13 protein-coding genes are annotated in these 12397 nt (G+C 42.2%); 4 read left to right on the forward strand and 9 right to left on the reverse strand.

Annotated elements, in window-relative coordinates; all coding sequences use genetic code 11:
- Positions 1 to 693 precede the first annotated feature (693 nt).
- The 4 genes from AC1DQW_RS20355 to AC1DQW_RS20370 are packed head-to-tail and all read left to right on the forward strand — an operon-like array spanning position 694 to position 3395.
- Entirely contained in the window at positions 694 to 1443 is a 750-nt protein-coding gene (locus AC1DQW_RS20355; protein ID WP_477455744.1) for a prolipoprotein diacylglyceryl transferase, read from the forward strand.
- The gene (locus tag AC1DQW_RS20360) at positions 1436 to 2833 is read left to right on the forward strand and encodes a radical SAM protein (RefSeq protein WP_477455745.1); all 1398 of its coding nucleotides are present in this window, start codon (positions 1436 to 1438) and stop codon (positions 2831 to 2833) included. Before AC1DQW_RS20355 ends, AC1DQW_RS20360 begins: the two co-directional genes overlap by 8 nt.
- Positions 2830 to 3132, forward strand: coding sequence for a hypothetical protein (locus AC1DQW_RS20365; RefSeq protein ID WP_477455746.1), 303 nt, complete (start codon positions 2830 to 2832; stop codon positions 3130 to 3132). Before AC1DQW_RS20360 ends, AC1DQW_RS20365 begins: the two co-directional genes overlap by 4 nt.
- Positions 3129 to 3395: a hypothetical protein gene (locus AC1DQW_RS20370; protein WP_477455747.1), complete on the forward strand. Its 267-nt coding sequence runs from the start codon at positions 3129 to 3131 to the stop codon at positions 3393 to 3395. The genes AC1DQW_RS20365 and AC1DQW_RS20370 overlap by 4 nt, the downstream gene beginning before the upstream one ends.
- Here AC1DQW_RS20370 and AC1DQW_RS20375 read toward each other — a convergent pair.
- From AC1DQW_RS20375 to AC1DQW_RS20415, 9 genes are all read right to left on the reverse strand, one after another.
- A complete protein-coding gene (locus AC1DQW_RS20375; RefSeq protein ID WP_477455748.1) occupies positions 3366 to 4322 on the reverse strand; it encodes a Ppx/GppA phosphatase family protein in 957 nt (318 codons plus the stop codon). The two genes, AC1DQW_RS20370 and AC1DQW_RS20375, sit on opposite strands and share 30 nt — an antisense overlap.
- Before the next feature lie 75 nt (positions 4323 to 4397).
- Entirely contained in the window at positions 4398 to 5651 is a 1254-nt protein-coding gene (locus AC1DQW_RS20380) for an ABC transporter permease (RefSeq protein WP_477455749.1), read from the reverse strand.
- Positions 5644 to 6564 carry an ABC transporter ATP-binding protein gene (locus tag AC1DQW_RS20385; RefSeq protein ID WP_477455750.1) on the reverse strand — a complete coding sequence of 307 codons (921 nt, stop codon included), beginning with the start codon at positions 6562 to 6564 and terminating at the stop codon, positions 5644 to 5646. Before AC1DQW_RS20385 ends, AC1DQW_RS20380 begins: the two co-directional genes overlap by 8 nt.
- Before the next feature lie 196 nt (positions 6565 to 6760).
- A complete protein-coding gene (locus AC1DQW_RS20390; RefSeq protein ID WP_477455751.1) occupies positions 6761 to 7912 on the reverse strand; it encodes an exo-alpha-sialidase in 1152 nt (383 codons plus the stop codon).
- Positions 7913 to 7973: 61 nt separating this feature from the next.
- The gene (locus AC1DQW_RS20395) at positions 7974 to 9197 is read right to left on the reverse strand and encodes a DmpA family aminopeptidase (protein WP_477455752.1); all 1224 of its coding nucleotides are present in this window, start codon (positions 9195 to 9197) and stop codon (positions 7974 to 7976) included.
- Between the two features lie 126 nt (positions 9198 to 9323).
- The gene (dnaJ, locus tag AC1DQW_RS20400; protein WP_477418143.1) at positions 9324 to 10493 is read right to left on the reverse strand and encodes a molecular chaperone DnaJ; all 1170 of its coding nucleotides are present in this window, start codon (positions 10491 to 10493) and stop codon (positions 9324 to 9326) included.
- Between the two features lie 129 nt (positions 10494 to 10622).
- The gene (locus tag AC1DQW_RS20405) at positions 10623 to 11237 is read right to left on the reverse strand and encodes a nucleotide exchange factor GrpE (protein WP_477418141.1); all 615 of its coding nucleotides are present in this window, start codon (positions 11235 to 11237) and stop codon (positions 10623 to 10625) included.
- A 231-nt stretch (positions 11238 to 11468) separates the two neighbouring features.
- Positions 11469 to 12149: a cell division ATP-binding protein FtsE gene (locus tag AC1DQW_RS20410; protein ID WP_477406359.1), complete on the reverse strand. Its 681-nt coding sequence runs from the start codon at positions 12147 to 12149 to the stop codon at positions 11469 to 11471.
- Positions 12150 to 12154: 5 nt separating this feature from the next.
- The gene (locus tag AC1DQW_RS20415; protein ID WP_295716372.1) at positions 12155 to 12358 is read right to left on the reverse strand and encodes a fructose-6-phosphate aldolase; all 204 of its coding nucleotides are present in this window, start codon (positions 12356 to 12358) and stop codon (positions 12155 to 12157) included.
- Between the last annotated feature and the right edge of the window lie 39 nt (positions 12359 to 12397).

Consider the following 12397-nt stretch of genomic DNA (forward strand, 5'->3'; position numbering starts at 1 on the left):
TAGAAAATTCACTTAGAAGCTGTTTAAATTTGATTTATTAAGTGTTCCATTTGAGTGCAGTGGAACACCCGGAACGCTTTGGAACGCATTCTGGCTGATTATCAACAACTTAAGCTTTTTAAAAACCAACAAAGACCGGAACGCTTATGTAGCTGATAATCAACATTATAAATCCAATTATTAACTTATGATTAAAATTAAGCTGGCGGACTGTAGTTCGATATCTGAATTTATCTCGCGCAAAGACGCTAAGACGCAAAATGATTTACTTCTTGTTTCTTTGTTAGTTAATTTCTATATAGTGTTCCCGTCTTCACTATAAATGCACTTTTTTGAAGAAAAATCAATTTATATCGGGATATATAGAGCCGGATTAATTGGAAACTTATCATCCGCCTATCTCACAAATCCGGCTAATTTTAGCCTCAATTTAAGAACCACAAAAGTTATAAATCAAAAACCCATAGTTTAATGGAACTTAAGAATAGTTTAACGTTATTTAACAAAGGAAGATTTTGCTAAATAACACTTTTTTGTTTCAAAATGGGAAGATGGCTCTTTGATGCTTAAATGTACACGAGTATTAGTTCGGTTGACCTTATAGTCGGAGGCATTTCTGTACGATATTCTTTTACCAGGCGCATGTGGCATAAAATAAAAAGAATATTTTAGTGTTTTACTAAACATCGCATTTTGCACTTCCCCGTAAACATCCCCATAGGCAAATCCTCCATCTCGGTACATTTTGTGTGCGAAACATTGGCCTATTTTTTAGGTTACCGTTATTATGCCTGGTTGCGCCGGAATACCCGTGACCAGATCAGCACCGAAAACCGGCTCATCATTTTTATCGGTGCAGCCTTCGGTGCATTTGTAGGCTCACATGTGGTTGGGATTTTGGAAAACCCTACATTGCTGTCGCGGTTCAATATCATTTATTTTATGGGCAACAAAACCATTGTCGGCGGGATGCTGGGCGGTTTAATAGGGGTAGAGCTCACCAAAAAAAAGATCGGCGTAACAGTGTCTTCCGGCGATATGATGGTTTACCCTTTGATATTGGCCATGATCATCGGCCGTACAGGCTGCTTCCTGGCGGGACTGGAAGACGGTACCTATGGCATAGCTTCCAAACTTCCCTGGGCAATTAACTTTGGCGATGGTATTCGCAGGCATCCCACCAACCTGTACGAAATTTTATTCTGGATAATGCTTTGGATTGTATTAAAAACCATTGAAAAGCGCCATCATTTCACCGATGGTTCAAAGTTCAAGCTATTTATGGTGAGTTACCTGCTATTCAGGCTTTTGGATGAGTTTATTAAACCCGATTACTTTTTTAGTTTCGGTCTTTCGGTGATACAGTTAGTTTGTATCGCAGGTATTTTGTATTATTATAAAGTATTTTTGTATCCATCAAAACTGATAAAAACCTATGCCTGAACGCCCGTATATTTATTATGATTTTACGCTAAGCATTTGTTCTACCTGCCTGCGCAGGGTTGATGCCAAGATAGTTTTTGAGGACGATAAGGTGTACATGCTTAAAAACTGCCGTCAGCATGGTTTTGAAAAGGTGCTTATTGCCACCGACATAGCATATTATAAAAACTGCCGCAATTATGCCAAGCGCAGCGAAATGCCGTTAAAATTTAATGCCAAAACGCATTATGGCTGCCCTTATGATTGTGGTTTATGCCAGGATCATGAACAGCATTCCTGCTTAACGGTTATCGAGGTTACAGATAGGTGCAATTTAAGCTGCCCAACCTGTTACGCCATGTCGTCGCCCACGTATGGCAGGCACCGTACCCTGCAGGAAATTGAGCAAATGCTGGATGTGATTGTAGAAAATGAAGGCCAGCCCGATGTGGTACAGATAAGCGGGGGAGAACCAACCGTACACCCGCAGTTTTTTGAGATCCTGGACATTGCCAAAACAAAACCCATTAAACACCTGATGCTGAATACCAATGGCATAAGGATAGCCAAAGACGAAAACTTTGTAAAACGACTGGCCACCTATATGCCCGATTTTGAGATCTACCTGCAATTTGATTCTTTTAAGAAAGAGGCGTTGGAGCAGTTAAGAGGGGAAGATCTGCGCGAAGTTCGATTAAAAGCTATAGAACATCTTAATAAATATAACCTATCGACCACATTGGTAGTCACCCTGCAAAAAGGCTTAAATACTGATGAAATAGGTGCGATAATTGAATACGCGCTTAAACAACCCTGCATCCGCGGCGTAACTTTTCAACCAACACAACAGGCCGGCAGATTGGATAATTTTAATGAGCAAACCGACCGTTATACACTTACCGAAGTGCGTACCGCTATATTGGAGCAAACCAGCATCTTCAATAAAAACGATTTGATCCCGGTACCCTGCAACCCGGATGCGTTGGTAATGGCCTACGCTTTAAAACTGGGCGACCAGGTATTCCCGCTCACGAGGATGATAAACCCTGATGACCTGCTGGATAATTCCAAAAACACCATCGTTTATGAGCAGGATGAAAAACTAAAAGGGCATTTGCTCAATATGTTTAGCACGGGTAATTCGGTTGATAAGGCTAAAGAACACCTGCATTCTATTTTATGCTGCCTGCCAGAGATTGATGCGCCAAGCCTAAGCTATGATAACCTTTTCAGGGTAATTATTATGCAGTTTATTGATGCGCAAAACTTTGATGTACGCGCTATCAAAAAATCATGCGTGCACATCGTAAACAAGGATATGCAGATCATCCCGTTTGAAACCATGAATATTTTTTACCGGGATGATAAACGGGAATATTTGGAACAATTAAGAAATGAAATAATAGTATGACAGAAGAAGAAAATAAAATTAACCTTCCGGAAGAAAAGCCAGGAGCTAAACCAACCACAGGTATGCGATTAGTTGGCATCAATTTGGGCGTGCTGGTTGGTTATACTGTTATTTGTGCCGTAGCCGGCGATAGCGGATTAATACTCGATGCATTTATCATTGCAATTCATGTTATCATTTGTATTGGCATGGCTGCTGCAGCACGCAGATGGGCGTGGCTGCTAAGTGGCTTAATAGTTTTGATAATTGGGTTTTCCACATGTGTGGGTGTTATAAGTCTTCGGGGCGGGATAGGATGATGGGGGAAAATAAACCAAAGACAAATCCTCAAATGCTTATCATTGGCATAAATTTACTGGTGCTTATTGTTTATACGCTATATCTAAAAATTGAGTATCAAAAAGATGAGTTTGCTTTAATTGCTGAAGCGTTTTTAATAGCCATTCAAATTATAGCATGTTTGGTTATGGCAATTGCTATTTACCATAAAGAGTTTTTACTAAGTGCCCTGGTGGTTTTACTTATTGGTTTTTCAACTTGTTGGGCTGTTTTTGTAAGTTAACCCCAACATATCCGCCAAAATCCCTTCCTTTAACGAGTTACTACACATGCTCACGTTATGAATTTCCAGTTTATGCATAATAAAACGGGTAATGAGTGATGCTGTTACTATCATATCAACCCTTACCGGGATAATCGCTTTGTTGGCTGATCTTTCTTTATGTGTTGAAAGCACGAATTTATTGGTGAGCGTTAAAAGTTCATCCTCATTAAAACTATAGTTTTTGTTTACTTTTAAGTCAAAGGTATTACCTTTTTCGGTTTCAATCACTTCGGCAAAAGTTTCAAAAGCGCCCGAAGAACCAATGAGCTTATCAATTTTAAGGTTAGCTACTGCAGCAAAAAGATCGGTCAAATGATCTTCCACGTACAGGTTCAGGGCCTCAATAGATGAGGGTGGGATCGGGTCGGTGCGGTGGAACAGGTCCATTAAGCGGGCTGCGCCAATTTCAAAGCTTTGTTTCCAGATAATGTTATCGGTATTGCCTAAAATAAACTCCACGCTGCCGCCGCCTATATCCATAATGAGGGAGTTTTGGGCAGATAAACAGCCGGTGATCTTTACGCCCTGGTAAATAAATGCTGCTTCGTCTTCGCCATTAATAATTTCTATGCTGATGCCGGTTTTATCTTTTACCTCTTTAATAAAATCTTTACCGTTTGATGCGCCACGCAGTGCCGATGTGGCAACGGCCCTTGCCTCGGTAACATTACTGGCCTTTATCTCTTCATGAAACTGCTGCATGGTATTGATACCGCGCTGATAGGCCTCGGGCAAAATATAGCCTTTGTTGATGCCGCCGCCTTCGCCAAGCTTTACAGCTTCGTGATAATGAACTAATTCATGGTAATCGTGGATCTCGCCATCGGCAATCAATAAATGGAAGGTATTGGTACCAAGGTCCATTACGGCAACGCGTTTACTCATACAGCTAAAATAAATAATCCCCCAAATTGTTTAGCAATTACAGGGATTTAAATAATTTAATGACAGTAAAATGGGTTATTCTTTATAAAAGAACCATTTGCTGAGTTCTTTAAAGCTTGCTTTTTTACCATACATCAGGATCCCAACTCTGTAAATACGTGCCGCAACATAGGTAGTGAACAAAAAGCCAATAACCATCATAAACATGGATAAAGCAAGTTGCCATGCCGGAGGGTCAAACGGTAAACGAACCATCATGGCAACCGGTGCCGTATACGGAATTATTGACAGCCAAACCGCCAAAGCACTATCAGGCGCCCTGAACAAAACTGTAACAGACAACATATAGGTAAATAATAACGGCAAAGTTATGGGAAACATAAATTGTTGTGTCTCCGTTTCGCTGTCAACCGCCGAACCTACTGCAGCAAAAAGGGCGCTATATAGCAAGTAGCCTGTTAAAAAATAGAACAGGAAACACCCTAATATATACCCGAAGGGTATGGTTGATAATGTTGCTATCAGGCCAGCCATAGGACTTTGCGGTGAATTAAAGGCGTGACCTGCAATTTTTGATGATATAACAGATAAAATTATCCAGGCACTAAATTGTGTTAACCCAACTAAGCCTACACCAATAATTTTACCCAGCATTAGCTGGAATGGTTTTACTGATGATATGATCACTTCAATAATACGACTGGTTTTTTCCTCTATAACTCCGCGCATCACCTGTCCACCGTAAATAAACAAAGATATGTAGATAAATATGGCGCAAGCAATGCTAATCGCGATGTTGGCGCCTATATTGGCGTCTTTATCGCCAGTTTCGGTAATTTCAACAGCGTTTACAGAAATATCTGTTTTTTTAATAGAATGAATAATTGCGGTATCAATATGATGCTGAATCATGTTGTAGTTGAAGGCTATCTCGCTCATCTGTTTTTCAATCTCATCAGTAAGCTGTATGGCCGATTTCTTTTTGGAGAATATTTGCACAGCGCCCTTTTTTATATAATCGGCAGGAATCAGTAGCGTCGAAATATTTTCATCTTTTTTTGACTCAGCCTTTGCCGCATTTATATCCTGTTGACTTAACACAAACTTTATGTTTGATACATCGTGAAATTGGCCTACAAAGATTTTGCTTTTATCTACCACATTAACTATTTGCAGGGATGATAATTTATCACTGTCTTTTGCCACTAAAGCAATTACTCCTCCCATGGCCAGTATTAGTAATGGCACCACGAAGATCATCACAATGAATGATTTTTTTCTTACCCTGGTAAGGTATTCGCGCTGTATAATGAGTAATACTTTATTCATGGCTTAGGGATTTAGCGTTCACTTTTTCAATAAATATCTCGTTCATGCTGGGAATTACCTCCTGCAGCATATTGACGCGGGTTTTGGGAATAAGGTATTGCAGCACATCGTTTGATGTTTTACCCTCATTTAGTTTTATGCGGATGGTATGGCTGTCATCATCGGTAATAGTTTCGCCTATCTGCGCGAATGGCTGTATCCCGTTAAAGTTTAAAGGTTCGCCTGCATATTCAATCAGGTAAGTATCGTTGCGGTAAGAGTTACGGATATTTTTAACTTTCCCATCCAGTATCTTGTGCGATTTGTGGATGAGGGCAATGGCATCGCAAAGTTCCTCAACAGATTCCATGCGGTGGGTTGAAAACAGGATGGTAGCGCCTTTGCGGTTAAGCTCCAGGATCTCGTCTTTAATCACCTCGGCATTTACCGGGTCGAAACCGCTGAAGGGTTCATCTAATATAATCAGGTCGGGCTCATGCAGTACGGTGGCCACAAACTGGGCTTTTTGTTGCATGCCTTTGGATAATTCTTCGATCTTTTTCTTCCACCAGGTTTCCATGCCCAACTTATCAAACCAGAATTTGAGTCGTTTTTGGGCTTCATCACGGCTTAAACCCTTCAGGCGGGCCAGGTAGATCATCTGCTCGCCGATCTCCATTTTTTTATACAAACCACGTTCTTCGGGCAGGTAACCAATGCGCTCGATATGTGATTGATTGAGCTTTTCGCCATTAAAGTAAATCTCGCCCGAGTCGGGTGCGGTGATCTGGTTAACGATACGGATCAGCGAGGTTTTACCGGCACCATTTGGGCCAAGCAAGCCGAAGATCTGCCCGCTTTCAACTTCCAGGCTTACATCGTCCAGCGCGCGGTGACCGGCGTATTGCTTTACAATATTACGGATGCTTAACATTTTTGCAAAGGGTTTATCATAGTTAATAGTACGTTTTAGATACGACCGGTTTTAAAATGTTACAATATTATAAAACACAAATTGCACGAATTTATTCGAATTACACGAATTGTATAAAACACAAATTGCACGAATTTATTCGAATTACACGAATTGATTTGTGTAATTAGCCCCATTCGTGAAATTCGTGTCTATTTCATTTTAATTGGTCGATACTAAACCTCAGCGTTTCAATAGCCTCTTTTTGCCGTGATATAATCACATACATATAACCATTATAGATGATGGTATGCGGATAACCGTATTGTCCTCCTTTCCAAAGACCTTCTTTTTTGAGGTGATAAAGTTCGTTGGCGATGATATAGTTTTTATCAAAAGTATCGCCATTATTGGATAGGGAGATCACCAAAGGATTCCGGTCGTAATGATGCAATGTATCGGGGATGCCAACATAATAAAAACGTTTATCGGGCAGGCGGGCAAAGTGGAATTTGCTGTCGTTATCAGAAAATGCAGCCTCTGTGGGGCGCGACCATTGGGTACCATTATCCTTACTCTCGGTTAACCAAAGTTTACCCTTCCAGCCCTTGCCGGTTACCCTGAGTAACATGTGCAGTATACCATCGTCCGTTTGAAAAAAAGATCCCTCGCACAAGGGCGGCAAACCCAATTTTGTCGCAGGGGAATAAAAGGCGGCGGAGTTATCCTGCTTATAAAGCGAATCGGGATAAAAGCTACTCAGCTTCCAGCCGGAGATGCCGCGCGGGTCATCCGTATAGGGGAACAGAAAATTACCGCTGATGATGAGCCTGCCGCTTTTGATCGCCTCCGGTCCGTGGTTGGGGATTAAAGGTACGTGCGTATCGATGGGATTGCTCCAATGCAAGCCATCGGTACTTGTTTTGGCCCAAAGGTGGGTATTTTGCCGGTGTTTGGTGTACTCGCCGTAATAGGCTACCAATGTGCCTTTATATTGGTATAAACCAGCGGCGGTTAATACGGTTAAGGTATCATTAACCTTGCCGGGCGACGCCAGTACAGCAGGTGCCGACCAGTGTACAAAATCCTTAGAGGTTGCATAAACCACCCGCTGGCCCGGCGAATCCTCGTCTATTAAACCATTACTCCATATGGCGATAAACTTATCTTTAAAATGGATGATAGCAGGGTGATGATTATACAGCCATTCCTTATCAGGCGAGTAGATCATCGACCGTTCAATGTTTAATTTTGGAACACCGGCCTCGGTTTGGTAATTATTGTGGATGGATGGGGTTTGGGCGTATGATTGATTAAAAATTATAAACAGCCAGGCTGTAAAGGATACTATTTTTTTATATAAATTCATCTCGGTAATACGAATTGCAATATACCCAATCCCCAAAAACAAAAAAGCCTGGAATGAAAGATTAGTCGTTTTTATGGCTATAACTATTAATCACCTGCATCAACTTATTATGCGGGATAGCATAAACAGTGTTGCCGTTTATGCCCGTCATATCCTTAGCTGCTATCATGGCGTTCACAATAGCTTCTTCAACAGCTTCAACCGTAGCCTGGTAAACCTTGTCCATTTGTTCTTTGGGTAGTACGGTCCATGTTTGCAGGGTGCCTTTGGTGTTATACTTTGGTCCTATAGTACTGAATGCCAGGAAAATATCGCCCGAGCTGTTACGCCCAACACCGCCGCAGCGCGCAACACCCAGCGAAGCCCGTTTGGCAACCATTTTTAATTGAGCGGGTAACAGTGGAGCCTCTGTAGCTATGATGATAATAATGGACCCATCTTTTGGTTTGGAGTTGATAACCGGCATATCGCCTTTCCATTCCTTACCAACAGGAACGCCGGATATGATGAGATCTGTACGCCGGCCAAAATTACCCTGTACAAACGCACCGATGGTATAAGTGGCAGTGTCGATTTTAATTACCCGCGATGATGTACCGCTCCCCCCTTTAAACATAAACAACGACATCCCTGTACCACCGCCTACATTGCCTTCTTCAATTTTGCCGCCATGAGCGGTGTTTAAGGCATCAAAAACATCCTCCTTTTTAACATGGAAGCCATTGATGTCATTTAACACCCCATCAAAAGTTTCGGCGGCCACCGGCAAGCCGAAAGAGAAATCAACCGTGGCGCCCTTGCTGAAGTTTTTAACATTCCACTCGCCAATTGCATCCCTTACCACACCCACGCTATTGGTATTGGTTATGCCGATTGGGCCGTAGTTAAGGCCGTACTCCTCAATTACAGTTGTGCCTGTCATCTCGCCATCGCCGTTGAGGCAAAACCACCCGGCGGGTAGGGGATCGATCGATTTTCCATTGGGCATAATCACCGTAACACCTGTACGCACCGGCCCTTTACCGGTAACTAAAGCGCCATCACCCTTAATTAAAGTTTTATAGCCTACCAAAACACCTTTAACATCTGTAATGGCATTGTAATGGCCGGGTGTACCATCAAATTTTATCCCCAGATCGCGGGCACGTTCTTGTGCCTGTGTGCCGCAGATACCTGCAATTAAAAACAGTGCGACTGGCCCGATGGCTTTCATTAATGATCCCTTTTTATTGGATGGTTTAAAATAAATGGAGCGTATTACAATAGTGGGTAAAAATGTTTTCATTTTTGCTGGCAAGAATGTTATTGATGTTGGCCTACAATTTAATGAATATTTTAAACCAAAAAAGCCCAAAGTCATAAACTCCGGGCTTTAAATATGCTTTAAGCTTTCCGCCTTCGGCTTTCAGCTTTACTCAAAATATTCCTTCATCCTTTCAAAGAAGCTTTTCTCGTTCTTACCAGGATTTGGTTTAAAGTTGGGTGATGATTGTAGTTTTTCCAGTATCTCGCGTTCTTCGCGGCTTAGGGCCTTTGGTGTCCATATGTTGATGTGTACCAACTGGTCGCCGCGGTGGTAGGAGTTTACCTCGGGGGTGCCTTTGCCTTTAAGGCGTAGTATTTTGCCGCCTTGGGTGCCGGGTTCAATTTTTATTTTGGCTTTGCCGTCAATGGTTGGCACTTCTACCGTTGTACCTATGGCTGCATCAACAAAGTTTACATGCAGGTCGTAAATTACATTGTTGCCATCGCGTTTAAGGGTTTCATGCGGGATCTCTTCAATCAGGATGATCAGATCGCCCGGTACACCGCCTCTTGGCGCCGCGTTACCTTTGCCGCTCATGCTCAGTTGCATACCTTCGCTTACACCGGCAGGTACGTTTATGGTAATCAGCTCTTCGCCGCGCACTACGCCGTCGCCATGGCAAACATTACATTTTGATAGTATGGTTGAGCCTTCGCCGTTACAGGTAGGGCAGGTGCTGGTAGTTTGCATCTGGCCCAAAATGGTATTGGTTACCCTGCGCACCGCGCCCGATCCACCGCAGGTTTTACAGGTTTGGAAAGATGATTTATCTTTAGCGCCACTGCCATCGCAGGTTTTGCAGATGATCTGTTTGTTAACCTTTATTTTCTTTTCGGCTCCGTTGGCTATTTCTTCAAGGGTTAAACGGACTTTAATACGCAGGTTGCTGCCGCGGGCTACACGCCTGCCGCCGGCACCACCACCCTGGCGACCACCGCCGCCAAAGAAACCTTCAAACGGACTGCCGCCGCCAAATATATCACCAAACTGGCTAAATATGTCGTTCATATCCATACCGCCGCCGCCATAACCGCCGCCATTTGGCGATGAAGCATTAGCTGCATGACCAAACTGATCATAACGCTGGCGTTTTTCGGCGCTGCTTAAAACTTCATAAGCTTCGGCAGCTTCCTTAAATTTTTCTTCCGCCTCTTTATCACCGTGGTTTTTATCGGGGTGATATTTAATAGCCATTTTACGATATGCCTTTTTTATATCATCAGCATTAGATCCTTTAGCAACCCCCAGGATATCGTAATAATCTCTTTTAGCCATAATTTACTTTAATTTCGGATTTCGAAATTTCGATTTCGGATTTTTATTTTGTTTACTTTTTTGATATAAGAAAAGGGGCGTTAAACCGGATCAAAATCCGAAATCAAATATCCCAATTCCGAAATCAATTTATGCTCCTACAATTACTTTGGCAAAACGGATCACCCTGTCTTTAAGGGTATAACCTTTTTCCATTTCGTCAATAACCTTGCCTTTAAGGTCATCGGTAGGGGCGGGTATATTTGTAATAGCCTCCTGCAGGTCGGCATCAAATGGCGAACCTATTGATTCCATTTCCTTCAGGCCTTTTTGCGCAAGTATGTTTTTTAATTTATTCTGAATTAATGCAACACCCTCTTTAACGGGGGCTACATCAACTGCCTTTTCCATTGAGCGTTGTGCGCGTTCAAAATCGTCTAAAACAGGAAGTAGTGCAATGATCAAATCCTTACCCTCAGTTTCGCGGGCTTCTGCACGTTCTTTTTGGGTACGCCTGCGGAAGTTATCAAATTCGGCATACAAACGTAAATATTTATCATTGGCCTGTGCCAGTTCATTTTTTAATTTATCTTCGGCAGACAGATCTGTTAATTTAGCAGCTTCTTCATCAACTTCAACAGTTTCGGTGTGCTGTGCTTTTAGCTGCTCTTCTTCTACTAAATTTTCCTGGGTTGGCTCATTAATATTTTCAGGAGTATCCATATTTTCTTTCTTCTTTTTCTTCAACATGTCGTTAAATTTCATAGCTGATAGTGCCAATCAAGTATCCTGCCATTAGCTTAAAGCCGACAAGCTGTCAGTGGCACGTTTTATTATAGGCAGGAGTGGCGCAATATGCGCAAGGGTGACAGGATTATTTGTCTGATTATTTTTTCTGAACGAGGGTTGTCTGAACCGGAATTAAACGAATTTATTGAATTAATAGAATTTTAAAATTCGGATCATTCCTTAATTCGATGAATTCCGGTTCAGAAACTATATCTCAGCATCTTCCAAAACCTTGCCGTTCTCGCATTTAATAATACGCGATGGGAAAGTGCGGATGATATGGTAGTCATGGGTAGCAATAAGTACTGCGGTACCCATCTGGCTTATCTGCTTCAGCAGCAGCACAATTTCTTCGGATGTTTCTGGGTCGAGGTTACCTGTTGGTTCATCGGCCAGGATGATCTCGGGGTCGTTAAGCAGGGCGCGGGCAATTACCACCCGCTGCTGCTCGCCGCCCGATAGCTCATGCGGCATTTTTTTTAATTTTGAGCGCAGGCCAACTTTCTCCAATACATCAAGGGTACGTTCGGCTATTAATTTCTTATCTTTCCAGCCGGTTGCACGCATTACAAAAAGCAGGTTTTGCTCAATAGAGCGGTCTGTAAGTAATTGAAAATCCTGGAAAACAATGCCAAGCTTACGGCGCAAATAGGGTACATCGCGGCCTGGTAACTTGCTTAGCTCATATCCGCAGGCATTTCCTGTGCCGCTTTTAATGGCAAGGTCGCCATAAATAACCTTGAGCAGGCTGCTTTTTCCAGAACCAGTAGAGCCAATTAGCCATACAAAATCCCCCTTATCAACATGCAGGTTTACATTTGACAATACCAGGTGTGTCTGCTGAAAAATATCAACATTATTTAGCTTTATAATAGAGTTCCCCATCATCTTTTTTATAGCTCCAGTTTTAAAATCTGCCCAAAAGGCAAATCTTTAATAATATTCATAATATAGTCGGCTTTATCAGTTAGCCCAACCTTATCCAGTGATTTTTCGGGCCTGTCTACCCTAAAATATGCCAGCAGCGTAAACTTATCATCCCTCAACTGTACATAATCGGGTATTTTGGCAACGCCTTTAACTTTTATAATATACATTTTATTAAGGTGAAAGGTAAAAGGATAAAGGTGAAAGGT

Source organism: Mucilaginibacter sp. P5_A4, assembly GCF_056400605.1.

Coding starts and splice junctions, on each gene's coding strand:
- AC1DQW_RS20415 (WP_295716372.1), bottom strand. CDS start 12,358: ATGTATATTATAAAAGTTAAAGGCGTTGCCAAAATACCCGATTATGTA.
- AC1DQW_RS20370 (WP_477455747.1), top strand. CDS start 3,129: ATGATGGGGGAAAATAAACCAAAGACAAATCCTCAAATGCTTATCATT.
- AC1DQW_RS20395 (WP_477455752.1), bottom strand. CDS start 9,197: ATGAAAACATTTTTACCCACTATTGTAATACGCTCCATTTATTTTAAA.
- AC1DQW_RS20385 (WP_477455750.1), bottom strand. CDS start 6,564: ATGTTAAGCATCCGTAATATTGTAAAGCAATACGCCGGTCACCGCGCG.
- AC1DQW_RS20375 (WP_477455748.1), bottom strand. CDS start 4,322: ATGAGTAAACGCGTTGCCGTAATGGACCTTGGTACCAATACCTTCCAT.
- AC1DQW_RS20380 (WP_477455749.1), bottom strand. CDS start 5,651: ATGAATAAAGTATTACTCATTATACAGCGCGAATACCTTACCAGGGTA.
- AC1DQW_RS20410 (WP_477406359.1), bottom strand. CDS start 12,149: ATGATGGGGAACTCTATTATAAAGCTAAATAATGTTGATATTTTTCAG.
- AC1DQW_RS20365 (WP_477455746.1), top strand. CDS start 2,830: ATGACAGAAGAAGAAAATAAAATTAACCTTCCGGAAGAAAAGCCAGGA.
- dnaJ (WP_477418143.1), bottom strand. CDS start 10,493: ATGGCTAAAAGAGATTATTACGATATCCTGGGGGTTGCTAAAGGATCT.
- AC1DQW_RS20390 (WP_477455751.1), bottom strand. CDS start 7,912: ATGAATTTATATAAAAAAATAGTATCCTTTACAGCCTGGCTGTTTATA.
- AC1DQW_RS20405 (WP_477418141.1), bottom strand. CDS start 11,237: ATGAAATTTAACGACATGTTGAAGAAAAAGAAGAAAGAAAATATGGAT.
- AC1DQW_RS20360 (WP_477455745.1), top strand. CDS start 1,436: ATGCCTGAACGCCCGTATATTTATTATGATTTTACGCTAAGCATTTGT.